The sequence below is a fragment of the Microbulbifer aestuariivivens genome, from assembly GCF_039545115.1.
Lineage (GTDB): Bacteria > Pseudomonadota > Gammaproteobacteria > Pseudomonadales > Cellvibrionaceae > Microbulbifer > Microbulbifer aestuariivivens.
This window is the reverse complement of record NZ_BAABRT010000007.1, coordinates 146,673-170,504: the sequence shown is the minus strand read 5'-3', so window position 1 is coordinate 170,504 and position 23,832 is coordinate 146,673. Positions and strand designations below refer to the sequence as shown.

At 62.3% G+C, this 23,832-nt stretch carries 25 protein-coding genes; 16 read left to right on the top strand and 9 right to left on the bottom strand.

Going from position 1 to position 23,832, the window contains the following annotated elements; translation table 11 throughout:
• The first annotated feature begins 356 nt into the window (after window positions 1-356).
• From ABEA58_RS06285 to ABEA58_RS06260, 6 genes are all read left to right on the top strand, one after another.
• Window positions 357-950 (top strand): TetR/AcrR family transcriptional regulator, encoded by a 594-nt coding sequence (locus tag ABEA58_RS06285; RefSeq protein ID WP_345549847.1) that lies wholly within the window; start codon window positions 357-359, stop codon window positions 948-950.
• Window positions 951-1,101: 151 nt separating this feature from the next.
• Window positions 1,102-2,346 (top strand): sterol desaturase family protein, encoded by a 1,245-nt coding sequence (locus tag ABEA58_RS06280; RefSeq protein ID WP_345549845.1) that lies wholly within the window; start codon window positions 1,102-1,104, stop codon window positions 2,344-2,346.
• Window positions 2,347-2,545: 199 nt separating this feature from the next.
• Window positions 2,546-3,166, top strand: coding sequence for a guanylate kinase (gmk, locus tag ABEA58_RS06275; RefSeq protein WP_345549843.1), 621 nt, complete (start codon window positions 2,546-2,548; stop codon window positions 3,164-3,166).
• 152 nt (window positions 3,167-3,318) lie between these two features.
• Complete coding sequence (rpoZ, locus tag ABEA58_RS06270; protein ID WP_345549842.1) at window positions 3,319-3,585, top strand: DNA-directed RNA polymerase subunit omega; 267 nt, start codon at window positions 3,319-3,321, stop codon at window positions 3,583-3,585.
• A 45-nt stretch (window positions 3,586-3,630) separates the two neighbouring features.
• Window positions 3,631-5,751, top strand: coding sequence for a bifunctional GTP diphosphokinase/guanosine-3',5'-bis pyrophosphate 3'-pyrophosphohydrolase (gene spoT, locus ABEA58_RS06265; RefSeq protein WP_345549840.1), 2,121 nt, complete (start codon window positions 3,631-3,633; stop codon window positions 5,749-5,751).
• A gap of 143 nt (window positions 5,752-5,894) precedes the next feature.
• Window positions 5,895-6,278, top strand: a complete 384-nt coding sequence (locus ABEA58_RS06260; protein ID WP_345549838.1) for a RidA family protein — start codon at window positions 5,895-5,897, stop codon at window positions 6,276-6,278.
• An 80-nt stretch (window positions 6,279-6,358) separates the two neighbouring features.
• On the opposite strand, the gene ABEA58_RS06255 is transcribed toward ABEA58_RS06260, so the two are convergent.
• Together ABEA58_RS06255 and ABEA58_RS06250 are read right to left on the bottom strand one after the other, a co-directional pair.
• Complete coding sequence (locus ABEA58_RS06255; protein ID WP_345549837.1) at window positions 6,359-7,237, bottom strand: sugar nucleotide-binding protein; 879 nt, start codon at window positions 7,235-7,237, stop codon at window positions 6,359-6,361.
• Between the two features lie 316 nt (window positions 7,238-7,553).
• Window positions 7,554-7,814 carry a GlsB/YeaQ/YmgE family stress response membrane protein gene (locus ABEA58_RS06250; RefSeq protein WP_345549835.1) on the bottom strand — a complete coding sequence of 87 codons (261 nt, stop codon included), beginning with the start codon at window positions 7,812-7,814 and terminating at the stop codon, window positions 7,554-7,556.
• 185 nt (window positions 7,815-7,999) lie between these two features.
• On the opposite strand from ABEA58_RS06250, the gene ABEA58_RS06245 reads away from it, so the two are divergent.
• The 5 genes from ABEA58_RS06245 (at window position 8,000) to ABEA58_RS06225 (ending at window position 13,277) form a co-directional block, all read left to right on the top strand.
• Complete coding sequence (locus ABEA58_RS06245; protein ID WP_345549833.1) at window positions 8,000-8,923, top strand: hydrogen peroxide-inducible genes activator; 924 nt, start codon at window positions 8,000-8,002, stop codon at window positions 8,921-8,923.
• Window positions 8,920-11,004, top strand: a complete 2,085-nt coding sequence (gene recG / locus ABEA58_RS06240; protein ID WP_345549832.1) for an ATP-dependent DNA helicase RecG — start codon at window positions 8,920-8,922, stop codon at window positions 11,002-11,004. The genes ABEA58_RS06245 and recG overlap by 4 nt, the downstream gene beginning before the upstream one ends.
• A gap of 306 nt (window positions 11,005-11,310) precedes the next feature.
• On the top strand, window positions 11,311-12,012 hold the full coding sequence (locus tag ABEA58_RS06235; protein ID WP_345549830.1) for a hypothetical protein: 702 nt from the start codon (window positions 11,311-11,313) through the stop codon (window positions 12,010-12,012).
• A 176-nt stretch (window positions 12,013-12,188) separates the two neighbouring features.
• Window positions 12,189-12,458: a hypothetical protein gene (locus ABEA58_RS06230; RefSeq protein ID WP_345549828.1), complete on the top strand. Its 270-nt coding sequence runs from the start codon at window positions 12,189-12,191 to the stop codon at window positions 12,456-12,458.
• 135 nt (window positions 12,459-12,593) lie between these two features.
• A complete protein-coding gene (locus ABEA58_RS06225; protein ID WP_345549826.1) occupies window positions 12,594-13,277 on the top strand; it encodes a hypothetical protein in 684 nt (227 codons plus the stop codon).
• Between the two features lie 230 nt (window positions 13,278-13,507).
• On the opposite strand, the gene ABEA58_RS06220 is transcribed toward ABEA58_RS06225, so the two are convergent.
• Window positions 13,508-14,833 carry a dicarboxylate/amino acid:cation symporter gene (locus ABEA58_RS06220; RefSeq protein WP_345549824.1) on the bottom strand — a complete coding sequence of 442 codons (1,326 nt, stop codon included), beginning with the start codon at window positions 14,831-14,833 and terminating at the stop codon, window positions 13,508-13,510.
• A 184-nt stretch (window positions 14,834-15,017) separates the two neighbouring features.
• On the opposite strand from ABEA58_RS06220, the gene ABEA58_RS06215 reads away from it, so the two are divergent.
• The 4 genes from ABEA58_RS06215 to phoR all read left to right on the top strand — a co-directional run bounded on the left by ABEA58_RS06215 (window position 15,018) and on the right by phoR (window position 18,800).
• Window positions 15,018-15,623, top strand: a complete 606-nt coding sequence (locus tag ABEA58_RS06215; protein WP_345549822.1) for a chorismate--pyruvate lyase family protein — start codon at window positions 15,018-15,020, stop codon at window positions 15,621-15,623.
• Window positions 15,620-16,510, top strand: coding sequence for a 4-hydroxybenzoate octaprenyltransferase (ubiA, locus tag ABEA58_RS06210; RefSeq protein ID WP_345549820.1), 891 nt, complete (start codon window positions 15,620-15,622; stop codon window positions 16,508-16,510). Before ABEA58_RS06215 ends, ubiA begins: the two co-directional genes overlap by 4 nt.
• Window positions 16,511-16,682: 172 nt before the next feature.
• Entirely contained in the window at window positions 16,683-17,387 is a 705-nt protein-coding gene (gene phoB / locus ABEA58_RS06205; RefSeq protein WP_345549818.1) for a phosphate regulon transcriptional regulator PhoB, read from the top strand.
• Between the two features lie 117 nt (window positions 17,388-17,504).
• Window positions 17,505-18,800, top strand: a complete 1,296-nt coding sequence (phoR, locus tag ABEA58_RS06200) for a phosphate regulon sensor histidine kinase PhoR (protein ID WP_345549817.1) — start codon at window positions 17,505-17,507, stop codon at window positions 18,798-18,800.
• A 73-nt stretch (window positions 18,801-18,873) separates the two neighbouring features.
• On the opposite strand, the gene ABEA58_RS06195 is transcribed toward phoR, so the two are convergent.
• From ABEA58_RS06195 to ABEA58_RS06180, 4 genes are all read right to left on the bottom strand, one after another.
• Complete coding sequence (locus ABEA58_RS06195) at window positions 18,874-19,233, bottom strand: hypothetical protein (protein ID WP_345549815.1); 360 nt, start codon at window positions 19,231-19,233, stop codon at window positions 18,874-18,876.
• A 62-nt stretch (window positions 19,234-19,295) separates the two neighbouring features.
• On the bottom strand, window positions 19,296-19,937 hold the full coding sequence (locus ABEA58_RS06190) for a DUF938 domain-containing protein (RefSeq protein WP_345549813.1): 642 nt from the start codon (window positions 19,935-19,937) through the stop codon (window positions 19,296-19,298).
• 26 nt (window positions 19,938-19,963) lie between these two features.
• Window positions 19,964-20,740 carry a peroxide stress protein YaaA gene (gene yaaA / locus ABEA58_RS06185; RefSeq protein ID WP_345549811.1) on the bottom strand — a complete coding sequence of 259 codons (777 nt, stop codon included), beginning with the start codon at window positions 20,738-20,740 and terminating at the stop codon, window positions 19,964-19,966.
• A gap of 61 nt (window positions 20,741-20,801) precedes the next feature.
• Window positions 20,802-21,281: a DUF4265 domain-containing protein gene (locus ABEA58_RS06180; protein WP_345549809.1), complete on the bottom strand. Its 480-nt coding sequence runs from the start codon at window positions 21,279-21,281 to the stop codon at window positions 20,802-20,804.
• Window positions 21,282-21,347: 66 nt separating this feature from the next.
• Here ABEA58_RS06180 and ABEA58_RS06175 point away from each other — a divergent pair, with 66 nt between their 5' ends.
• The gene (locus tag ABEA58_RS06175; RefSeq protein WP_345549807.1) at window positions 21,348-22,619 is read left to right on the top strand and encodes a M48 family metalloprotease; all 1,272 of its coding nucleotides are present in this window, start codon (window positions 21,348-21,350) and stop codon (window positions 22,617-22,619) included.
• A gap of 94 nt (window positions 22,620-22,713) precedes the next feature.
• Here ABEA58_RS06175 and ABEA58_RS06170 read toward each other — a convergent pair whose 3' ends face one another.
• Window positions 22,714-23,412: an outer membrane beta-barrel protein gene (locus ABEA58_RS06170; RefSeq protein ID WP_345549805.1), complete on the bottom strand. Its 699-nt coding sequence runs from the start codon at window positions 23,410-23,412 to the stop codon at window positions 22,714-22,716.
• Between the two features lie 228 nt (window positions 23,413-23,640).
• Entirely contained in the window at window positions 23,641-23,814 is a 174-nt protein-coding gene (locus ABEA58_RS06165) for a hypothetical protein (protein WP_345549804.1), read from the bottom strand.
• Window positions 23,815-23,832 lie beyond the last annotated feature (18 nt).

The window sequence follows — 23,832 nt, the reverse complement described above, 5'->3', positions numbered from 1 at the left end:
TCCTCACAGGCCAAAGGGCATGCTACGCCGCCGCCGGGGTTTCAGACCTGTAGCAACGCGGCGATAGCGGACCAGCGAGTTCAGACTTTGCACTTTCGCCTTTGCCCTCTGCCCTTTGTCCTTTGCCCTTTGCCCTTTGCCCTTTGCCCTTTCATGAGGGCGGCGCCGGGCTTGGTCTCCAGGCAGCTCCCCTGAGTGTAGCCAGCGCCCCTGCCTCACCGCTGCGGGGCGATTGAGCGGCCGTTCAAGTTGGCAACCCTACCCTAAGTTGAGCATTCGCTCAACCGGCTTCAAGTTTGCCCGCCCGGTACACAGGGGATACCATTTGAGCAACTGCTCAAGAGGTGCGAATCCCCATGGCCAACACCGCAAAGTTTGATCGCCGCCAGGTGCTGGAAAGAGCCACCCGCCTGTTCTGGCAAAAAGGTTTTCACGCCACCTCTACCCGCGACCTGCAGCAGGCCATCGATATGCGCCCGGGCAGCATTTATGCCGCCTTTGGCAGCAAGTCGGGTCTTTTCCGCGAAGTCCTGCATTTTTATACCGAGGAGATGTCCGAGCGGTTGCAGCAGTGCCTGGCAGAAGAGGGCGCGATTCTCGATGGACTGCGGACTTTCCTGCGCCAGATCCTCCTGCAGGATGGTGACAACGCCCCCAGCGAACTCTGCCTGCTGGCCAAGTCGCTCTCCGAACTGGACGAGGGCGAGGCCGAGCTGTTGAGCGAGACCCGCGCGCTGCTCGCCGCCACCGAGGAAAATTTCCGTTGCCACCTGCAATCCGCCATCGCGGCGGGGGAGCTGTCCGCGCAGGTCGACCCGGGCCTGCTGGCGCGGCAGCTGCAGGTGGAAATGATCGGTTTGCGCAGCTATCTTCGCGCAACCGGGGATCGCGATGCGGTGCGAGAGCTGGCGGATAACCTCTTCGCACCTCTGCAGCCGGGTTCGCAGTGACCGCCACCCCAGCCTGTTCTCCGCACCGGGGCCTACTTATTACAGGCAATACTGACGGATTTTAAAATCTGGCCCCTGTGGACATTTGCCCGCAGTGGCGCCTGTGGCATCTTCGCCATCAATCTCAGGAAAACAATAAGCAGAGGTTGCCGTGAACCTTGTCACCCTGGCCATCCCCTTCTTCCTGCTCGCCGTACTGGTGGAGCTGGCCCTGGATCGCCGCTATGGCTGGGGGCTGTACCGCCTCAACGACGCCATCGGCAGCCTGGGGGCGGGGATCATGAGCCGCCTCAGCGAGCTGGTGCGCAAGGGCCTGCTGCTGGTGATTTACATTCCGCTGTTTGCGCTGCTGCAGCCCTACTACCAGTTCATGGGTTTCAACTGGTCGCTGGACAGCGGCTGGCACCTGCTGCTGGCCATCGTCGCCTACGACTTCTGTTATTACTGGCGCCACCGCCTCGGCCACGAGATCAACATCTTCTGGGCCGATCACCTGGTGCATCACCAGAGTGAGGACTACAACCTCACCACCGCCCTGCGTCAGCCCATTGGCGGCCTGCCGATCGGCTGGATCTTCTATATGCCGCTGCTCCTGATCGGCCTGCCGGCGGAGCTGCTGATCACCGCCGGTGCCATCGACCTGATCTACCAGTTCTGGGTGCACACGCAGAAATTCCCCAAGGTGCGCTGGATGGAGTGGATTCTGGTCACCCCTTCCAACCACCGTGTGCACCATGCGCAGAACAAGGTGTATGTGGACAAAAATTACGGTGGTGTCTTCATTATCTGGGACCGGCTGTTCGGCACCTACCAGGAGGAACTGGACGGGGAGCCCTGTATCTACGGCGTGCGCAAACCGCTCAACACCTTTGATCCCCTCGCCGCCAACCTGCAACACTACAAGCGCATGGCGCTGGATGCCTGGCACACCCGCAGCTGGTGGGACAAGCTGACGCTGTGGTTCCGCCGCACCGGTTACCGCCCGGCGGACGCCGAGGCCGCCATGCCGCTGCCCTCAACCGATCTGGCGCAGTTCCAGCGTTACGATCCAAAGATCAGCGCCGGCCAGCGGTTCTACGCCCTCGCCCAGCATGTGGTCTACTCGGGCGCGACCCTGGCACTGCTCTGGTACGCGGCCCAGCTCAGCTATGGGCAACTGCTGGGCGCGGTGGCACTGCTGGGCGCGGGACTGGCAATCAACGGCCGCATTCTCGACGGTCACCCCCTGGCGGGACGGGCGGAACTGCTGCGCCTGGGCGCAGTGCTGCTCAGCGCGCCGCTGGCGCCGGCACTTCTCGGCCTCGCTATCGCCACCTACGCCGCCACAAGCGCACTGATCTGGTGGCGACTGGCGTTTGCCCACAAGGGCGCCGCCGTCGCCCTCGCCGGCGACTAGCCAGCGCGATCAGACAAAAGAAGCACCCGCTGCCCATAGCGGGCTTCTTTTGCCAGCGGACTGGTAAACTCGCCCTCCCCCCCGTCCTGCAATCCGCCGTTCAAAGGGGCCGTGCAAGAGGGGCGATCAACCCGCCGCTCACTCCCGGCGCCAGTTCGTTATAATGCGCGACGCATTTGCCCCGAATACAGGAACCCTTGTGCAGACAGGAACCCTCTACACCGTCTCGGCGCCCTCCGGCGCAGGCAAGACCAGCCTGGTCAAAGCGCTTGTGGACAGCGACAGCCAGGTCACCGTGTCGGTTTCCCACACCACCCGCGCCTGTCGCCCGGGCGAGGAAGACGGAATCAATTATCATTTTGTCGACCGCGATACCTTTATCGCCATGCTCGACCGCAACGCCTTTCTCGAGCACGCCCAGGTCTTCGACAATTTCTACGGCACCTCCCGCGACTGGGTCGAGGAAACACTGCGCAGCGGCCGCGATGTGATTCTGGAAATCGACTGGCAGGGCGCCGCCCAGGTGCGCCGGCTGCTGCCGGATACCGTCGGCATTTTTATCCTGCCGCCCTCCCAGCAGGCCCTGCGCGAACGGCTTACCGGACGCGGCCAGGACGAGGAGAGCGTGATCGAACGGCGCATGGAGCAGGCCATCGACGAGATGTCCCACTTCGTGGAGGCGGATTATCTGGTGATCAACGACGACTTCCAGGCGGCGCTGCGGGAACTGCAGTCCATCGTCGTCGCCCAGCGCCAGCGCCTGCAGCGACAGCAGCTGCGCCACGGCCCGCTGCTGCAGGCACTGCTGCAGCGGGACTGACACCACGGCCTGATTCGCGCCGCCGCCGGCCCTGTTCGATTTACGTACACCGCCGGCTGCGTTAAGATTACCGGTCCCGCGCCGGAGCCGCCGTCGGCCTCCGCGCGCCCCGAATTCGCCCGCCCCGGGCACTGCTATGGAACCGAAACTATATGGCACGTATTACCGTTGAAGATTGTCTCGACAACGTCGACAACCGCTTTGAACTGGTGATCGTGGGCAGCAAGCGCGCCCGCCAGATCGCAACCGGTGGTAAAGACCCGCTGGTGCCCGAGGAAAATGACAAGCCCACCGTGCTCGCCCTGCGCGAGATCGCCGAAGGCCTGGTAGACGCCAGCATCCTCGACGAGGTGGACGAGGACGAAGCACCCATTCGTCGCCCGCAGGCGCCGGTGTACCTGTCCGAGCAGGATCTTTAATTTCCTACCGATCGCTTGAGTTCTAACTGAGAGGCGCGCGCGGCTTTGCATACCATCGACAGTCTGGCCCACCGCCTCTCTTCCTACCTTCCCCCCGACCAGATCCAGATTGTCCGCCGCGCCTACTTCTATGCGGAACAGGCCCACGACGGCCAGCAGCGCCGCTCCGGTGAGCCCTACATCACCCACCCACTGGCGGTGGCGACGATTCTCGCCAGCATGCACATGGACCACCAGAGCCTGGCCGCCGCCATGCTCCACGATGTGATCGAGGACACCGGCATTCCCAAGGCGGCGCTGGCGGAACAGTTCGGCGAGGAAGTGGCAGAGCTGGTTGACGGCGTCTCCAAGCTGACCCAGTTCGAGACCGACAGCCCGGCGGAAAAGCAGGCGGAAAACTTCCAGAAAATGGCCCTGGCCATGGCGCGGGATATTCGCGTGATTCTGGTCAAGCTTGCCGACCGCCTGCACAACATGCGCACCCTGGGGGTATTAAAGCCGCAGAAGCGGGTGCGCATCGCCCGCGAGACCCTCGAGATCTACGCCCCCATCGCCCACCGCCTGGGCATGAACGATGTGCGCATCGAGTTCGAGGATCGCGCCTTCTTCGCCATTCACCCACTGCGCGCCAGCCGCCTGCGCGCGGCACTGGTGGCAGCGCGGGGCAACCGCAAAGAGCTGCTGGAGAAGATCCAGAACGCCATCGAGGTGCGGCTGCAGCGCGAAGGCATAGACGCGCTGGTGATCGGCCGCGAGAAACACCTGTTCAGCATCTACCAGAAGATGCGCGCGAAGAAGAAGTCGTTCAAGGAAATCATGGACGTCTACGCCTTCCGCATCATCGTCGACAGCGTGGACACCAGCTACCGCACACTGGGAGTGATTCACAACCTCTACAAGCCGGTCATCTCCGAGTTCAAGGACTATATCGCCATTCCCAAGTCCAACGGCTATCAGTCCCTGCACACGGTGCTGCTGGGCATGCACGGCGTGCCCATCGAAGTGCAGATCCGCACCAAGGAAATGGACGAGATGGCCAACAGCGGTATCGCCGCGCACTGGCTGTACAAGGCCTCCGGCGATGAAGTGATCAACACCGGCGGCACCAGCCAGGTTCGCGCGCGGCGCTGGGTACAGGGCCTGCTGGAAATGCAGCAGCGCGCCGGCGACTCGCTGGAATTTATCGAGAATGTGAAAATCGACCTATTCCCGGACGAGGTCTACGTATTTACCCCGAAGGGCGAAATCATCGACCTGCCCGCCGGCGCCACCGCGGTGGACTTCGCCTACTCGGTGCACACGGATATCGGCAACACCTGCGTGGCGGTACGCATCAACCAGCGCCTGGCGCCGCTGTCCCAGCCCCTGCAGAGCGGCCAGAAGCTGGAGATCCTCACCAGCCGCAAGGCGCAGCCCAACCCCAACTGGCTCAATTTCGTCGTCACCGCCAAGGCCCGCAGCGCCATCCGTCACTTCCTCAAGCACCAGCGCCACCACGATTCCGTGGCCCTCGGCCGCCGCCTGCTGGAAAAAGCCCTGGGCAAGTTTGACACCGCACTCGATGAGCTCAGCGAGGAGCAGATCGAACACGGCGTGCGCGAAGCCAAGTGCCTGTCGCTGGAAAACCTGCTGGAGGAAATCGGCCTCGGCAACAAGGTGGCCTTCTCGGCCGCCAAACTGCTCGCGCCGCCGGACAAGGAAGAGGCCGGGGCCAGCAATATTTCCTCGCCGCTGACCATCGACGAGCAGGAGGGCATGCTGATCAGTTTCGCCCGCTGCTGCCGGCCGATACCCGGCGACACCATCATCGGCCATATCAGCTCCGGCAAGGGCGTGGTGGTGCACCGCGAGTCCTGCCGCAACACTGTGGATTTCCGTGAGCACCCGGAGAACATCATGGCGGTGAACTGGTCGCCGGATGTGAAGGGCGAGTTCCTCGGCGATATTCGCGTTGAAGTGGAATCCGAGCGCGGCATCATCGCCCGCCTGGCCACGCGCATCACCGAAGAGGGGGCCAGCATCGAACAGATCCACGTGGACGAGAAGGATGCGCGCAACAGCGTCATCTCCCTCACCCTCGAAGTCAGCAACCGCGTACACCTGGCGCGGGTGGTGAAACGCCTGCGCAACCTGCCGGCGGTGATTCGCATCGCGCGCCCCGGCTGATTTTGTGATGACCGCCAGCCAATCGCCGCTGTAGCGAAAAAAGCCTCACTTTCTGTGTGGCGCACCCTTGGCGCCGCTCCCATTCCCTTGCAAGCCGCGCTATATTTGCCCGCTTTCTTTTTCAGAAAGTGGTGGAGTTACCCATGACCAATCGCGCCATAATTAAAACCGACAAGGCGCCCGCCGCCATCGGCAGCTACTCTCAGGCGGTCAAGGTGGACCATACCGTGTATCTCAGCGGCCAGATTCCCCTCGACCCGCAGAGCATGGAGATTGTCAGTAGCGATTTCACCGAGCAGGCGCGGCAGGTCTTCCGCAACCTGAGCGCAGTCTGCGAGGCCGCCAATGGCAGCCTCGGCCATATCGTCAAGCTGAACCTGTACCTCACCGACCTCAGCGATTTTGCCGCGGTCAACGAGGTGATGGCGGAATTCTTCGAGCAGCCCTATCCCGCCCGCGCCGCCGTCGGCGTCAAGGAACTGCCGAAGGGCGCGCTGTTCGAGGCGGAAGGGGTAATGGTGATCTAAGCCCGCTGACCCGTTGCCCCGGTCAGGCCCTTTGCTGCAGGCCCTTAATGACCGGGCAAATGGTCAGACAGGCGGGCGCGCTAGGCCGGCTCCAGCAGCGCGCTGTAGCCGGCCCGGTAATCGGGATATTTCAACTGGTAGCCGGTGGCCAGCATGCGCTGGTTGCTGAGTTTTTTCGAGCCGCGCTCCGTGTCAGTGCTGTATTCGCGCAAATGCGCGGCGGTATACCCCATGGCGCGGGCCAGCCATAGCTGCAGCTCGTGCATGGGCACCGGTTCACTGTCAGTGCCGATATAGAGCCTCTCCGGCGTCCAGCCCGCCCGGTGCTGCTCGATCAGATAAGCGATAAAGCCAACGCAGTCTTCCACGTGGATACGGTTGCTGTACTGCGGTGGCTGCGGCGGCGCACAGCGACCGGCGCGCACCTGCGACAGCAGGCGATCGCGGCCCGGGCCGTAAATGCCGGAAAAACGCACCACCAGCGCCTGTGGCAGCGCACCGTAAATCACATCTTCCGCAGCTCGCAGGATATTGCCCTGCAGGCCGTCCGGCAGCGCCGGCGTTCCCTCGTCGATCCACTCATCACCGCCCTGACCGTAAACCCGGGTTGAGGATACCCAGATCACCAGGCGCGGGGGTTTCTCCAGCCGCGGCAACACAGCGGCCAGCGCCATGGCGGTATCCAGGTAGGCACGGCGGTAGCCATCTTCGGTATATTCGTCCGGGGTGAAGGTTGCGAGCACGATATCCGCGCCCTTTGTCAGCAGGCGCTCGATATTTTCCGCGCTGGTGGCATTGCCGCGGCGCCAGTTGACTCCGTCGGCACGGCGCATGCGCGCCAGCGCCACCAGTGGGTTGCGGCGCACGCCGTAAATGGTGTACGACTTTTTGTCCAGCAGTGGGGCCAGGCGGGTGCCCAGATCTCCGCAACCGAATATCCAGAGTTTTTCTTTTGCCATAAATTCCTGGCGCCAACACGTGGGCAGAACCGCCCCGCTTGCCGCAATCCCCCAAAGCTAACCCGGCCGCAGTGTGCGAACACTGTGTCACAAAAGGTCTGATTTCAACACCCGCCGAGCTTTAATTACTGCGAATTCCATTACCGCGAATTCCATAGCCGCCACTTGCCTAGCGGGGTACATTCTATATCGCGCTATATCGCGCAGTAACCGACTGTTACGGGCAAATGCCATCAGCGGATTCTTGCGCGCCCTTGCCGGGACTCTGCCGGGAACCTGCCGGGAGTCAGCCGAAGCTCTGCACCGGCAAGCGCCCTCAGCCGCCCCGGCTACGCAGGGCGCGAAAGATGAAAAGAAAGATCAGCGCACCAACCGTCGCCGTCACAATATCGCCGAGACCGAAGCCGGTAACCGGTCCACCGATACCCACCAGGGAACCGACCCAGCCACCGATAAAGGCACCGACAATACCAATCACGATGGTCACCACCCAGCCACCCGGATCTGGCCCCGGCATGATCCACTTCGCCAAAGCCCCGGCAATGAGTCCGAGAATTATCCAGGAAAAAATACCCATGGGGTGGCTCTCCTCTTTCACTGCAACAGATATAGCAAAATTTTGCGCCGTTTCCGTTGAAACAGACACATAAATAGCCATTTTTACTAACAAATGCGTTTCGTATCACCAGTCAGACTTGGCGTTGGCCGATAGCCATTATTTATGAATAATAGCTATAGACTCCCAACTTCTGATTGCCTTCTATGACGCTCAACGAATTGCGCTATATCGTTACCCTGGCCCAGGAACAGCACTTCGGCCGCGCCGCCGAGCGCTGCTTTGTCAGCCAGCCCACCCTGTCCATCGCGGTCAAAAAGCTCGAGAAAGAGCTGGGCGTGGCGCTGTTCGAGCGCTCCAAAACCCGGGTACAGGCGACCCCGCTGGGGGAGCGCATCGCCGCTCAGGCGCAGCTGGTGCTGGAACAGGCCTCGGCCATCAAGGACATCGCCAGCGCCGGCAAGGACCAGCTCGCCAGCCCGCTGTCGGTGGGCGCCATCTTTACCATCGGCCCCTATCTGTTCCCGCATTTTATTCCGCAGCTGCAGCGCGCGGCGCCGGATATGCACCTCTACGTGGAGGAGGGCTACACCGCCACCCTGCGCCAGCGCCTGCGCAAGGGCGAGCTGGATGCCATCATCATCGCACTGCCCTTCACCGAGCCGGATGTGGTCACCCAGCCGCTCTACGATGAGCCCTTCGTGGTTCTGATGCCCGCCGGCCACCCACTGGCAAAGCAGGAGAGCATCTCCCCGGAACAGTTGTCCGAGGACAATGTGCTGCTGCTGGGGGAAGGGCACTGCTTCCGCGATCAGGTGCTCGAGGCCTGCCCGCAGCTGCAGCAGTCCATCGAGAAAGAACAGAGCAGCGCACGGATACGCACCGCCGCCGACGGCAGCTCCCTGGAAACGCTGCGCCATATGGTGGCTTCCGGCCTGGGCATTACGGTACTGCCGCTTTCCGCGGCCACCGCCTCCCAGTACGCCAGCGGCCTGCTGGAGACGCGCCCCTTCGCGGCGCCGGCACCCCGTCGCACCGTGGCGCTGGCCTGGCGCGCCAGTTTTCCCCGCCACCGCGCCATCGATATGCTGCGCAACGCCATCAGCCAGTGCCAGCTGGGTGAGCAGTGACCGACCTGTCCGCCCAGCCCATTACCACCCTCAAGGGCGTCGGTGAAAAATTTGCCCAGGTGCTGGCAAAGCTGCATATCGCCACGGTGCAGGATCTGTTGTTTCACCTGCCGCTGCGCTATCAGGACCGCACCCGGGTCACCCCCATCGCCGCACTGACGCCGGGTCTTGATGCGGTCATCGAGGGCGAAGTGCGCGCCGCCGATGTGGTCTTCGGCCGCCGCCGCAGCCTGCTGGTGCGCCTGCAGGACGGCAGCGGCACCCTGTCTCTGCGTTTCTTCCATTTTTCCGCCGCGCAGAAAAACCGTTTCGCCCGCGGTGTCAGGCTGCGCTGCTTCGGCGAGGCCCGCCGGGGCTCCGCCGGGCTGGAACTGGTGCACCCGGAGACGGAAATACTGGGCGCTGCAGCCGCCCCCACTGAAGAGACCCTCACGCCGATTTACGCCCTCACCGAAGGCGTCAGCCAACTGCGCCTGCGCGGGCTGGCCCAGCAGGCGCTGGAGCGCCTGGGCGATGGCGGCGTCAGCGAGCTGCTGCCCACCGCACTGCTGCCGCAACACCTGCAGTACCCGCTGGCGGCGGCGCTGCGCTACCTGCACAGCCCGCCCGCGGACGCAGACCTGGCGCAGCTGGCCGAGGGCCAGCACCCGGCCCAGCAGCGGCTGGCTTTGGAAGAACTTCTCGCCCACCACCTGAGCCTGCTGGCGCTGCGCCGTGACAGCGAACACCTGCGCGCGCCCCAATTGCCCGGAGATGCGGCGCTGGAGCGGGATTTTCTCCAGCGCCTGCCCTTCGCGCTCACCGGCGCCCAGCAGCGGGTCTGCGCCGAGATCGCCAGCGACCTGTCCCGCAGCCGCCCGATGATGCGCCTGCTGCAGGGCGACGTGGGCGCCGGCAAAACTCTGGTGGCGGCCATGGCGGCGCTGCGCGCGCTCGGCTCCGGCACCCAGGTGGCGGTCATGGCGCCCACTGAAATCCTCGCCGAACAGCACCGGCGCAATTTCACCGCCTGGTTGCAGCCCCTCGGTATCCGTGTCGCCTGGCTCACCGGCAGCCTCAAGGCGGCCGAGCGGCGCGCGCAGCTGGCGGCCATCGCCAGCGGTGACGCGCAGCTGGTAGTGGGCACTCACGCACTGTTTCAGGCGGAAGTGATCTTCCATCATCTGGGGCTGGTGGTGATCGACGAGCAGCACCGCTTCGGCGTGCGCCAGCGGCTGGAGCTGCGGGAAAAGGGCTCCGGCGAGGCCGGGAGCGTGCGGGTGCAGCCACACCAGCTGATCATGACCGCCACCCCGATCCCGCGCACACTGGCCATGTCCGCCTTCGCCGACCTGGACTGCTCGGTGATCGACGAACTGCCCCCCGGTCGCCAGCCCATCAACACCGTGGCCATCTCCACCGAGCGCCGCGATGAAGTGGTGGCGCGGGTACACAACGCGGTGGCCCAGGGCCGCCAGGCCTACTGGGTCTGCACCCTGATCGAGGAGTCTGAAACCCTGCAGGCGCGGGCCGCCGAATCCACCGCCGAGGAACTGGCGGCGGCGCTGCCGGATTGCCGCGTGGCGCTGGTGCACGGGCGCCTGAAACCGGAGGCGAAGGAACAGGTGATGACCGCCTTCAAGGCCGGCGAGGTGGACCTGCTGGTGGCGACGACAGTGATCGAAGTGGGCGTCGATGTCCCCAATGCCAGCCTGATGATTATCGAGAATCCCGAGCGCCTCGGGCTGGCGCAGCTGCATCAGTTGCGCGGCCGGGTCGGGCGCGGCTCGGTAGCCAGCCACTGTGTGCTGCTCTACGGCACCCCGCTGTCGCAAGGCGGCAGGGCCCGCCTGCAGGCGCTGCGCCAGCACAGCGACGGTTTCGCCATCGCCGAGGAGGACCTGCGCCTGCGCGGCCCCGGGGAAATCCTCGGCACCCGCCAGACCGGAGAAATACAACACCGCATCGCCGATCTGCAGCGCGATGCCCACCTGCTGCCGCAGGTGCAGCGTATCGCCGCCTCCCCCGCCCTGCCCGAAGCCGCCCGGCAACAGCTGGTCGCCCGCTGGCTGCAAAACAAGCCGCGCTTCGCCGAGGCCTGAGCGCAAACCGCACACTAGTACCAAATACCTCCTCTCAGTCACCAATTTTTTTGCGCTTGCCCGCCGGTGGTGGCAGCCTGACCAGGCAGCCATAAAAAAGCGGCCACAAGAAAAGTGGCCACAACAAAATCACGAATAAAAAATACCTAGGTAAAAAAGTTTTTTAGTAAAAAATCTTAAAAACTAAGCAACCCTATAAAAAATTGGCTATATAAAAAGAAGCCACCGCAAAAAGGTGGCAAATAAAAACAACCATAAAAATAAGCGGCCCCAGCCGCAGACAAAAGAGAGTGAACGGAGACCACCATGGAAGACTCACTGAGTAAGCGCGCGGGGTTCGGTCCCGTGCGCTGCATGATCACAGCCGCGGCGCTGTTCCTGACCAGCCAACCCCTCACCGCCCAGCAGGGACTGTTCGGCGACGACCAGCCTCCCCCCAGCGTCACACTGGCCAGCACGGATATCCGCCTCGATGTCCCCACCCCAACCACCGGCAATGACTTTGCCGCGCTTCTGGCCCAGGCCAGCAGCGGCGGACTCAGCGAGATGAAACAGGAAGCCGCTGAGCGGTTCAGCAACCACCTGCGACAGGCCATGCAGGAGCGCCTGCGCCAATACCTGCGGGACGAGGAAGTACCGCTGGTGGAGCAGGGCGGCCAACTGACCCTGCACACCCAGTTCGATGCCGGCATCAGCAAACAGTTAACCGAGCTGAAAAGCTCGGACCGCTACGAGACCGAGCGTGGCACCTTGCTGATCGGTGGCGGATTCCTCTATCGGCTTTCCTCCGCGGACGGCAAGAGCCTGCGCGAGGAGCGCATTGATCTCGGCGAGTTGCGCCTGCAACCGCGCTATAAGGTGCGCACCGATCTGCGCAGCGGCGAGGTGGAAGACAGCACCGATGAGGCCATCGAAGAGTCCCTGGAGAAAATGGCCGAGCGGCTGCTGGACCGTATCGAAGACCAGCTGGAAGCGGATGCGTTGCGCCAGTTCAGCGCGGCCGGCTGACCCTCGCCACTGTTGATCAGGCGGTTTTCAAAGCGGCCATCTGTAACCCGATTAGCTGTCATCCGCTAATCGGGTACCTTTTCATCCCGATACTTTTCATCGCGACACTTTCCATCCCCGTACTCTCCATCCCCGTACTCTCCATCCCCGTACTCTCCATCCTGGTACTTTCCGCCTTGGTACTTTCCGCCCTGATACTTTCCATCGGCGCACCTGCCGGCGGGCGAGCTTCACGGCGCGATTTTTTCACTGTGGCCTGTTCCGGCAAAGATGTTCCAGAGAGTGACTTTTTAGAGGATGAGTTTTTTGAGGGTAGGTTTTTAGCGAGTGGATTTTTAGACAGTGACGCTTTAAAAAGTGATCTTTTGGATAGCGGCCTCCAAACAGCAGCGCGAATTTCCGCCGGCAGCTTTTCACAGCGATCTTTTCCGATGAATGATCTGTAGCGACGGCGCTCCATCATTCGACCACATGGTCATTGATTATTTTGCTTCGCCACATTGGTGGTGGCAGCCTAGCCGCCGCTTCCACTCGAAGTTTCACCGTTTAGATAATAATCGTCGCAATCCAGAGGTAATTAAGTGTTCAGATTTACTTTCGGCGGGCTGGCAATCGCCAGCTTGCTGTTCGTCTCGATGGTTCCTTCCACTCAGGCGCAGGGCTTTTTCGGTATCGGCAAGGATGAGCCCCTGCCAAGCGTTTCATTGCCACCCGCCAACGTCACCCTCGAAATCCCGATGCCGGTCAACAGCGCCAACCTGTCACTGCTGCTGGCACAGGCGGGCGAGGGCGGCAGCCTCACCGCCCTCAAACAGGAGAAAGTGGAGCGCTACCGCCAACACCTGCAGACGATGATCAACCGCAGGTTGCGGCAGTTCTTCTTCGACGAGGAAGTACCACTGGCCGATCAGCGCGGCCAACTGTCCGTGCAAACGCATTTCCGCCTCACCATCGTCAAACAACTTTCTGGTATGCGCCGCGATGGTGACTTCGACGTTGAACGCGGCAACATGGAGGTTTCCGGCCGCTTTCACTACCGCGTTGCCGACACCGAGGGTCGGCCGCTGCGGGAGGACTCCCTGGATATCGACCGCCTGAAACTGCGCGAACCCTACCAGGTGCGCGCCCAGCAGAATGGCGAACAGCTGGAAGACAGCACCGACCAGGCCATCCTCAACCTGCTATCGACCCTGACCGACAAAGTCCTGTCCACAATCGACGATGATATTGAAGCCGACGAGCTGCAGGAACTGCTGGCCAGCTGAGCCGAAAATAGCCCCGCTAAAACCGCCAGTGCCGGCGGGCTTGCCCGTGCACCGATAGTTGGCGAAAGCGAAAATGACCGGAAAAATGGAATCAACAAAGACTCAATAACCGGGAACAAAAAAGGGTCGCCAGCGCGACCCTTTTTCACTTCTGCCATGCGCCTTTGATTGATGGAACCGGCCATTGCGTATTGGCCGGAGTCCACCTGAAAAGCGCCGGCTGGCCCCGGTTAGCCCGAGGTCCTCTCAGCTGCGCTATTGTTGCCATCGGCGCTGCTGGCGACACTGTCGTAGTTGCCGTCGTAATAGACCTCTTTGGAAAAATACCCCTCGCTCTTCGCCACAATGGTGGTCACCACCGAATCACCGGTGATATTGACCACGGTGCGCACCATATCCAGCAGGCGATCGACACCCATCACAATGGCGATGCCCTCCAGCGGCAGACCCACCTGCTGCAGCACCATGGCCAGCATGATGAGGCCCACTCCCGGCACGCCGGCGGTGCCGATGGAGGCCAGGGTGGCTGTCAGAATAACGGTCAGGTAACCGCTCAGCCCGATATCGATGCCGTACATCTGGGCGATAAAGGCGGTGGCCACGCCCTGCATGATGGCGGTGCCATCCATATTGACAGTGGCGCCAAGCGGCACGGTAAAGGCCGCCACCTTGTTATCGACACCCAGGCGCTTCTCCACGGTGGACAGGGTCACCGGAATAGTGGCGGCGGAGGAGGAGGTACTGAATGCAAACACCATCGCCGGACGCATTTTTTTCAGCAGCTCCAGCGGGCTGAGACCGGAAAACAGCTTCAGCAGCAGGGAGTAGACCCCTAGTCCGTGCAACGCCAGGGCCAGCAGCACCACCAGGAAATATTTGCCCAGCTGGAAAATGGCCTCGGTACCGAGCTGGGAAATCTTGGTGGCCAGCAGCGCGAATACACCGTAGGGGGCAAACACCATCAGCACCCCCACCATGCGCATGATCACCTCATTGAGATCGTTAAAAAACGACGCCATGCGCCGCCCCGGCTCCCCGCAGCGGGCAATGGCATAGCCCATCAGCAGGGCAAACACGATGATCTGCAGCATGTTGCCCTTGGCCATGGCATCCACCGGGTTGGAGGGGAAAATATCCACCAACACCTGCGACAGCGACGGCGACGGCTTGGGTTCGAAAGCCACTGCCGCCTGCACCCCCTCCATGCCAACGCCGGGCTGGAAGACCAGCGCCAGCATCAGAGCCAGGCTGATTGCCGCGGCGGTGGTCAGCAGGTACAGGGCCAGGGTCTTGCCCGCCAGCACGCCAACGCGGCTGCCCTCGGACAGCGCGCAGGCGCCGCAGATCAGCGACACCAGCACCAGCGGCACCACCATCAGTTTCAGCGAGGCAATAAAAATCCGGCCGATGATATCGAACAGGCCCTCGGTCAGATAATTATTGATAAAACCGGTAATCCCAGCGCCGAGTACCTGGCTGGTTTCGAAGAAGTTGAACAGCACTCCGACGACAATGCCCAGCAGCATCGCCAGCACAATTTTAGTGGTTAGACCCATAGGAATTAATTCTCCACACACTTCCGTTATTGTCTTTTTGCTGTGGGCATCATAGTTGAGCGGCCACCGCCGAGTACAGCCGGGCACAATCCCGTCACCTGAGCACACCTGTCGATGCCTGACCTCGCCGCCGCCAGCCGTTACAATGGCGGCCGTCGCCTTAGATCCTTTTGCGGGGTTTCCGTTGTATCACTCTCCATTTCTGCCGGCTGCGAAGTGGCAGGGCCAGCCGCTGGCCTCCCTGCATGCGTCGCCACCCGCCGACCTGCTGCCCTGGCTGCTGCACCCCGGCTCGCTGACTGCGGCACTGAAGCAGCTGAGCCGCGGCGACTTCGCCGTGCGGGTTCTGCAGCAGAGCTGGCGGCAACCCAGCCTGGAGGAGCGCCGCATTCTGGGACTGCGGGACCGGCAGCGGGCGCTGATCCGCGAGGTGCTGCTGCTTGGCCGTGGCCGCCCCTGGGTCTATGCCCGCAGCGTGCTGCCAATGCGCAGCCTGCAGGGAAAGTTGCGCTACCTGCGCAACCTCGACAGCCGGCCTTTGGGGGAGCTGCTGTTCAGCGAAGCGGGCATTCGCCGCGGTGCCATTACCCTGAACCGTCTACACCGCAACCCCCGCTGTGATCTGGCGCTGCTGCACAACGAATCTGCAAGCGCCTGGGGCCGCCGCTCGATTTTCTGGCTGTGCGACAAACCCCTGCTGGTGGCGGAGACCTTTCTGTCCGCCTTTACCGCCAGCGACGCCCCCCTGCCGCGCCCGCAGGAACTGACAACCCGGGAGAACAACACGTGATCAGCCAAGCCCTTGCCCGTCGCTGGCCGGCGGCGCTGCCCTACTGGCATCTGGCCCGCCTCGACCGCCCGATCGGCTCGCTGTTGCTGCTCTGGCCCACCTGGTGGGCCTTGTGGCTGGCGGCCGGTGGCTGGCCGGGCCTGCACCTGTTTGCGGTTTTCACCCTCGGCGTACTGCTGATGCGCGCCGCCGGCTGCGCGATCAACGATTTCGCCGACCGCAATATCGACGGCCAGGTCAAGCGCACCGCGGCGCGGCCGCTGGCCACCGGCCAGGCCACCGCCAAAGGCGCGCTGCTGCTGTTCGGCGGCCTGTGCCTGCTGGCCTTCCTGCTGGTGCTGACCACCAACCGCCTCACGATTCTGCTGTCCCTGCCGGCGGTGGCGCTGGCTTTCTGCTATCCCTTCGCCAAGCGCTATACCCACCTGCCGCAGGTAGTGCTGGGGGCCGCGTTCAGCATGGGGATTCCCATGGCCTTCGCCGCCGTCACCGGCGAGGTACCGGCGCTGGCGTGGCTGCTGTATACCGCCAACCTGCTGTGGACCGTGGCCTACGACACCTTCTATGCCATGGTGGACCGGGATGACGACCTCAAGATCGGCGTCAAATCCACGGCGGTGCTGTTTGGCGACATGGACAGGGCCATGACCGGCTCCCTGCAGGTGATGGCGCTGTTCGCGCTGCTGCTGACCGGCCAGCGCTTCGAGCTGGGCGCCTTCTATTTCCTCGGCCTCGCGGTCGCCGCGGGCCTGTTCGCCTACCAGCAGTGGCTGATCCGCGATCGCGAGCGGGACGCCTGCTTCCGCGCCTTCCTCAACAACAACTGGGTGGGCGCCGCCGTTTTCGCCGGCATCGCGCTGCACTATCTCTTTGACGCGGCTAAATAACGCAACCCAAAAAAGCCGCTTCTGCACGCTCTCACCGCTGTTGCCCCTGACCCCGCGCCGGCACCGGAGTCAGGGCCTTGGCCCACGCTTTGTGGATAACCCCCTGACCGTCATATATTTGTAATGAAAATGCCGTTAACTGGCCGCAATCCATGAGGGGCATAACAGGCAGATGCAGAGCACTACCATTCTGATCGTCGACGATGAATCCGCCGTGCGCGACATGTTGCGGGTGGCGCTGGAAATGGCGGATTACCGCTGTCTCGAGGCGGAGAACGCGCGGGAAGCCCACGCCCTGATCGTCGATGAAAAGCCGGATCTCATCCTGCTCGACTGGATGCTGCCGGATGTGTCCGGGGTCGAGCTGGCCCGGCGCCTCAAGCGCGACGAACTCACCGCCACGCTGCCGATCATCATGCTCACCGCCAAAGGTGAAGAGGACCACAAGATCAAGGGCCTCGAAACCGGCGCCGACGACTACATCACCAAGCCCTTCTCCCCCCGCGAACTGGTCGCGCGCCTGAAAGCGGTTCTGCGCCGCGCCGGCCCCGCGGTACCCGAGGAGCCACTCAGCGCCGGCCAGCTGGTGCTGGACCCGATCAGCCACCGGGTGGCAATCAGCGGACAGCCGGTTGAGATGGGCCCCACGGAATTTCGCCTGCTGACCTTTTTCCTCTCGCACCAGGAGCGGGCCTATACCCGCTCGCAGCTCCTCGACCACGTCTGGGGCAGCAATGTCTATGTGGATGAGCGCACGGTGGATGTGCACATACGCCGGCTGCGCAAGGCGCTCGCCGTGGACGGTCACGACCGCTATATCCAGACGGTGCGCGGCACCGGCTACCGCTTTTCTGTGCAAACCTCGGAAAAAGTGTGACAAACTTGCCCGCCATGCACTGAATCACCGCCAGCGCCCACTGCCAAGCAGTGAGTGATTGTTCCCCCGGGCATGATTCGCAGCCCGCCTGCCCGCATATGGAGACCGAAAACCACCATGCTGGAACGCAGTATCGGCGAATTTTCCCGGTTTCTCGTCATATCCCTCGGTTTTGCCGTGTTCGGTTTTGCCACCGGCCAATGGCTGCTGGGCCTCACGCTGGCCCTGGCCATTTATCTCGGCTGGGTTCTGCTGCTGCAGACCCGCTTCGATCGCTGGCTCAGCAATGGCCGCCAGGGCCCGGCGCCCACCAGCTTCGGTATCTGGGGCGAAATCAGCGATGACTTCTACCGCCTGCAACGCCGCCACCGGCGCGAGAAGCAGAAACTCCACGCCACCCTGCGCCGTGTGCAGGACAGCACCAGCGCGCTGCGCGAGGGCATCGTCGCACTGGAAGAAGGCGGCAACCTGGCCTGGTGGAACCCGGCCGCGGGGCAGCTGCTGCAGCTGCGCGCGGAAGACGCCGGGCAACCGCTGATCAACTTTCTGCGCGATCCGGGTTTCGTGCGCTACCTCCACGATGAAAACATGCAGGGCCCGCTGACACTGCCGGCACCGGGCAACGACGCGCGCAAACTGCAACTGGAGATCACCCGCTACGGCAAGGACGAGGCCCTGCTGATCGTGCGCGACATCACCCGCCTGCACAACCTGGAGCAGATGCGCCGGGATTTCGTCGCCAATGTTTCCCACGAATTGCGCACGCCGCTGACCGTGATCGCCGGCTACCTGGAAACCCTGGAGAGCAGCGGGCAGGCCCCCAAACCCTGGCAGCGGCCGCTGCAACAGATGCTCGAGCAGACCGGCCGCATGACCTCACTGGTCAACGACCTGCTGCTGCTGGCGCGGCTGGAGACTTCCGAGCGCGACAGCGGCCGCGAGCGGGTGGCGGTAGGTGAATTGATGGAAAGAGTCGCCCGCGAGGCGCGAGGCTTAAGCGGCGGACGCCACAATATCACCGTGGCGTGCAGCGACGACGCGCTGCTGACCGGCGATGCGAACGAGCTGCACAGCGCCTTCGCCAATCTGGCCCTGAACGCCGTGAAATACAGCCCCAACGGTGGGGACATCACCCTCAGCTGGACACTGGACAGTCGCGGGGGCCACTTCTCCGTGCGCGACAGCGGCATCGGCATCGACCCCATTCATATCCCGCGCCTGACGGAGCGCTTCTATCGGGTGGATGCAGGGCGCTCGCGGGAGAGCGGCGGCACCGGCCTCGGCCTCGCCATCGTCAAGCATGTGCTGCTGCGCCACAGTGGCGAATTGAGCGTGGACAGCCGGCCCGGCCGCGGCAGCACCTTTGCGCTGCACTTCCCGCCGCACAAACTCACCTCCGCCGCAGAGAACTGACGGCTGGGCGCTGGGGGCATGGGCACGAGAGCCCGCGCCGCCGCCCGCCTCAGCCTGGAGTAAAAATCCCTGGCTATTGCAGCTCTGTTACCGGCAGCTCCTGGCCATCTTTCAGGTAGGTGGGGCTCTCCCCCTCGCCGATGGCGTTGCACTGGCGACGCAGCACCAGGTGGTGCAGGCGCATATCGCCATCGCGCAGCAGCAGGTGCTCGCGGCCCTCGTCATCCACCGGCAGAATGTCATCGCTGAGCAGCGCATCCCGCAGGGCGCGCAGGCGCTTGACGTCGCGATAGCGGTTGAGGTCGTTGGAAAGGCGCGCCTTCATGCGCTCGCTCTCATGCAGCGCGGCCGCCTTCTCGCGATACTTGCCAAAAAAGAACACCGCCGCAATAGCGAACGCGACGCTCACGCCAATCTCTAACCACTCGGGCATCAGGGCTCCCCTCCGTTTCTGTCTGTTACTGTGGCTTGTTACTGTGGCTTTATGCTGAATTCTTAGCGGTTTTCTTCATTGAGCAATCCGCGACTCCCGCACCCCTGCAAGGTGCTCCGCCACACCAGCAGGCGGTTGTTGGCGGGCATGGCGATGGTTTCGCTACGGGTCATGCCAGCGCCTGCGGCGAGAGCATCCAGCCAGCACAGGTCGCGGATGCCGCTCAGCGGGTCCCGCGCACGCAGCCAGGCATCGAAGTCCAGATTGCTCTGCGCACCGAAGTCCCCGTCCTCACTAAACGGCCCGTAGGCGATCAGCTGGCCTGCGGGCGCCAGTACCTGCGGCAACTTCCGGAACAGGCTTTCCACGGCCGCTGCCGAAACAATATGCAGGGTATTGGCAGTAAAAATAGTGTCCACCGACAGCGGCGGCCAGCAATCCTCGATATCCAGCGCCAGCGGCGGGGGCAGGTTGGCGGACGGGCAGGCCTCAAGCCACTGGCGAATGCCCGCCAGTTTCTCCGGCAGATCCGAAGTCTGCCAGCGCAGCTCGGGAAAATGCGCCGCGCAGTAAACCGCGTGCTCGCCGCTACCACTGCCGATTTCCAGCAGCCGACGGCGACCGGCCAGAAGTCTGCGCAGCTCGCCCAGAATGGGCTCACGATTGCGCGCGCAGGCCGGGGCTTGTGGCAGACGAGTGTTCACCGCTACTCAGCGCTCATTAAGCCTGATCACTGGGCCTCGTCGCGGGTAAAGACCCAGTCGTTGCCCTGCGACAAACTGGCATTGAAGGCGTAACCGCCGCCGTCAAACGCTTTCAGCTGCTCTGCATTCTTGACCCGCTTGTCGATCGCCCAGCGGCTCATCATGCCGCGGGCCTTTTTGGCGAAGAAGCTGATCATTTTGTACTGGCCGTTCTTCAGGTCGCGGAAGTGCGGGGTGACGATATCGGCGGCGAGCTTGCCGGGTTTTACCGCCTTGAAGTATTCGTTGGAAGCGAGGTTCACCAGCTCGCGGCTTTTCAGGCTGTGCAACTGCGCGTTCAGCGCCTCGGTCAGGGTATCGCCCCAGAACTCGTAAAGGTTCTTGCCGCGGGCATTGGCGAACCGGGTCCCCATCTCCAGCCGGTAGGGCTGCATCAGGTCCAGCGGCCGCAGCAGCCCGTAGAGGCCGGAGAGCATGCGCAGGTGCTTCTGTGCGTAGGCGAAATCGCGCTTGCCCATGGTCTCGGCTTCAAGCCCGGTATACACATCGCCCTTGAACGCCAGCAGCGCCGGGCGCGCGTTTTTGTCGCTGAACGGTCGCTTCCAGTCCTGGAAACGGTCGTAGTTCAGCACCCCCAGCTTGTCGGAAATTTTCATCAGCCCGGAAATTTCCTGTGGGCTCAGCGCCCGCAGCTCTGCAATCAGCGCCGCGGAATCGTCGAGGAAATCCGGCTGCGTGGTTTCCAGAGCCGGGATATCGCTCTCGTAATCGAGGGTCTTGGCCGGGGAGATCACTATCAACATGGCTTTTGGGCTTTCCTGTGCAAGGGAGGGTTGTGGGGCGGTGAAACCTGCGCTCGGCGGATTACTCCGGCTTGAGAATGTCCTGCCACCAGTTCAGCGGCGTCTGGCCATCGTTGGGGTCGTAGACATTGCCGTAGTACCAGACACTGTTGGCGCCGTCGCAAACACTGTTGAGGATCTGTTCGATGGTCTCGAAACCACAGCTCACATGGATGCTGTACACCAGCAGACGCGGACTCTCCATATCCAGCTCGCCACCGAGCTTCTCAAGCTGCGGCGTCAGCTGGTCCGAGAGGGCGGTGCTGTCGCCGCGGCAGAACACGCGCACTGCCAGGTTGCCGGAACGCTTCAGCAGCTCGAACTGCTGATCGTCCTTGTTCACCTTGATGGTATCGCCGCTGGCAATGCCTTTGATAAAGGCCGGCGAACGGACCAGCTGGCAGCTGTCGTCTTCATTGATACGCACCTGCAGCCGCTCCACCACCGGCTCGCCATCCGCATTGGTGCCGGCGAATAATTCAATGATCTGCAATGCCGTCATAACCTCTCTCCCGGGACTGTGTAAAATGCATCGCGATAAATATCCGCATTATACAGGGAGGCAACCATGATTCCGCGCCTGATCACCGGCTGTGTCCTCACAGCGACCCTTCTGGCCGGCTGCGCCGTCAACCCGGTCACCGGCGAACAGCAGCTGCTGCTGATGTCGCCGGGGCAGGAACTGGCACTGGGCGAGCAGCAGTACCCCATCAACCAGCAGCAGCAGGGCGGCGAGTACCTACTGGACCCGTCCCTGCAGGAGTATGTGCGCGGCGTGGGGCAGAAACTGGCGCGGGTTTCCGACCAGCCGCAGCTGCCCTATGAATTTGTGGTGCTGAACAACTCCACCCCCAACGCCTGGGCCCTGCCGGGCGGCAAGATCGCCGTCAATCGCGGCCTGCTCACCCTGCTCGAGGATGAATCCGAACTGGCCGCGGTGCTGGCCCATGAAATCGTCCACGCGGCCGCGCGCCACTCCGCCGCCGCCATGTCACAGCAGCAGGTGCTGGGGGCCGGCCTCGCGGTGCTGGGGGCCACCACCCAGGACAGCGCCTACGCCGACCTGATCGCCCTCGGCGGCCAGCTCAGCGGCTCTGCCTATATCGCCCGTTACGGCCGCGGCAACGAACTGCAGGCGGATAGATACGGGATGAAATACATGGCCGCCGCCGGCTACGACCCCGCCGGCGCCGTGCGCCTGCAGGAGAAATTCGTCAAGCTCTCCGAGGGGCGCCAGGCCGGCCCGCTGGATGCGCTCTTCGCCAGCCACCCGCCCTCACAGGCGCGGGTCAATGCCAACCGCGAATACGCCCGGCAGCTGCCCCAGGGCGCCAGCAACCGCGCCGCCTACCAGCGCGCCATCGCCCAGCTCAAGCGCGACGCCGATGCCTACGACCAGTTCGACAAGGCGCAGCAGGCGGCCGCCAGCAAACAGTTCGCCCAGGCGCTGGAGCTGGTGCGCAACGCGCAACGGCAGCAGCCCCGCGAAGCGGCCTTTTTTGAATTCGAGGGCGACCTGCTCACACAGCAGGAACAGTTTAAGGCCGCCTATACGGCCTACGACCGCGCCGTGCAGAAAAACCCGGGGCTCTTTTCCCACTGGCTGAAGCGCGGGCTGGTGGCCGCCAAACTGAAAAGCTATACGGATGCCGAGCGCGACCTGAGCCGCTCACTGCGCTATCTGGAAACACCCCACGCCCACTACTACCTGGGCCAGGTGTACGAAAAACAGGGACAGGTGCGCAACGCCTACAGCCACTACCAGACCGCGGCCAAGGCGGGCGGCGAGATCGGCTCGGCGGCGCAGGCGCGGATGCAGGCGCTGAACCCCCAAAGTTAGGTTTTCGCAGCCCAAAAAAAACCGGGATGAGTAGCCCCATCCCGGTTCACAAGAAAACCATTTAAAGTATCTGGTTCTCTCTCAATAAATACGGTTAAAAATCATAGCCGACGCTGATGCTGGCTATGGTGGGTTCCACCTCATCCATTACGTATCTTGTGTAATCCACAGAGACCAGTAAGTTATTAAATCTCCAGCCTCCCGTGACTCCGTAATACGCATCAGTGCCATCTATTGTCTCGGATATTGAGTAACTGTTTTCCCAGACAGTATCCCAGCTTAAAATTTCTCCAGTGACATCATCAACCACGACATCAGCTAAACTTTCATAAACTTCAGCACTAAGATCAGACTCCCAACTATGAACGCCTACCTTAAAGCCCGCGGACATTGTCTGCCAGATATCCGTACTCAATACCACACCCAGTTTGAAGCTGGAAGTTGACGCCTCAACATTTCTGGTAGCTGCATCTACTACAACTTCCGTTGTGTCAGGCGCTGGTCCTGGGTTTTCGTTACCTAACCAGAAGGCAAAATCACTCCCCTCGGTAGAGCCAAAATCGGTGTAGCCACTTTCGATAGCTACATATTGATTGACACGATACCCGAAAGTAATTGCTGCACCCTTTGTGGATGACATATTTACTCCCAGGAAATCGTCCAGATCCGAGTCTACATAGCCATAGGAACCGGACATATAAAATCCTGATCCGTTCAGACTATCGTAGGCATGGCTATATGGTGCGGCTAACGCAACAGCGGCAACAGCTGCGCAAAGAGCTTTTACTTTCATTAATTGAATGTCCTATATTCAAATCCTTTTCATTACCCCCCCCTGGGGTCACCGAATGCTAAATCATTTATTATCAACAAACAATTGCAACAGATTACACACCCTTAAAGAGTCTGTGAGCTGCTATTCAATAGATATATAAAAGGCAAGTATTGAAGTTTTATTCGATTTCCCTCAATCAACCGGGCTTGTCCTGCCACTCCGTCTCTTCGTACTCACCGATCGGGGTCACCTCCACAAAGGCGCCGCGCTACGAATAATCTCATCGATTTTCACATCGTGATCCCCCTCCATCCCATCCCGCGTCGCCTTGCTGTCCCAGCTGGCAATGGCCAGCAGCTTGTCGGATTCGCTGAACTTGCGCCGCAACTCAGTCCCGTGCGCGCCCGTATGCCGCGGCATCAGCCTTGATACACGGAC

Bases quoted from the DNA above. Each gene is read 5' to 3' on its own strand.
- ABEA58_RS06285 (WP_345549847.1), top strand. From the start codon at position 357: ATGGCCAACACCGCAAAGTTTGATCGCCGCCAGGTGCTGGAAAGAGCC.
- rpoZ (WP_345549842.1), top strand. From the start codon at position 3,319: ATGGCACGTATTACCGTTGAAGATTGTCTCGACAACGTCGACAACCGC.
- ABEA58_RS06260 (WP_345549838.1), top strand. From the start codon at position 5,895: ATGACCAATCGCGCCATAATTAAAACCGACAAGGCGCCCGCCGCCATC.
- ABEA58_RS06255 (WP_345549837.1), bottom strand. From the start codon at position 7,237: ATGGCAAAAGAAAAACTCTGGATATTCGGTTGCGGAGATCTGGGCACC.
- ABEA58_RS06250 (WP_345549835.1), bottom strand. From the start codon at position 7,814: ATGGGTATTTTTTCCTGGATAATTCTCGGACTCATTGCCGGGGCTTTG.
- ABEA58_RS06245 (WP_345549833.1), top strand. From the start codon at position 8,000: ATGACGCTCAACGAATTGCGCTATATCGTTACCCTGGCCCAGGAACAG.
- ABEA58_RS06235 (WP_345549830.1), top strand. From the start codon at position 11,311: ATGGAAGACTCACTGAGTAAGCGCGCGGGGTTCGGTCCCGTGCGCTGC.
- ABEA58_RS06220 (WP_345549824.1), bottom strand. From the start codon at position 14,833: ATGGGTCTAACCACTAAAATTGTGCTGGCGATGCTGCTGGGCATTGTC.
- phoB (WP_345549818.1), top strand. From the start codon at position 16,683: ATGCAGAGCACTACCATTCTGATCGTCGACGATGAATCCGCCGTGCGC.
- phoR (WP_345549817.1), top strand. From the start codon at position 17,505: ATGCTGGAACGCAGTATCGGCGAATTTTCCCGGTTTCTCGTCATATCC.
- ABEA58_RS06195 (WP_345549815.1), bottom strand. From the start codon at position 19,233: ATGCCCGAGTGGTTAGAGATTGGCGTGAGCGTCGCGTTCGCTATTGCG.
- yaaA (WP_345549811.1), bottom strand. From the start codon at position 20,740: ATGTTGATAGTGATCTCCCCGGCCAAGACCCTCGATTACGAGAGCGAT.
- ABEA58_RS06180 (WP_345549809.1), bottom strand. From the start codon at position 21,281: ATGACGGCATTGCAGATCATTGAATTATTCGCCGGCACCAATGCGGAT.
- ABEA58_RS06175 (WP_345549807.1), top strand. From the start codon at position 21,348: ATGATTCCGCGCCTGATCACCGGCTGTGTCCTCACAGCGACCCTTCTG.
- ABEA58_RS06170 (WP_345549805.1), bottom strand. From the start codon at position 23,412: ATGAAAGTAAAAGCTCTTTGCGCAGCTGTTGCCGCTGTTGCGTTAGCC.
- ABEA58_RS06165 (WP_345549804.1), bottom strand. From the start codon at position 23,814: ATGCCGCGGCATACGGGCGCGCACGGGACTGAGTTGCGGCGCAAGTTC.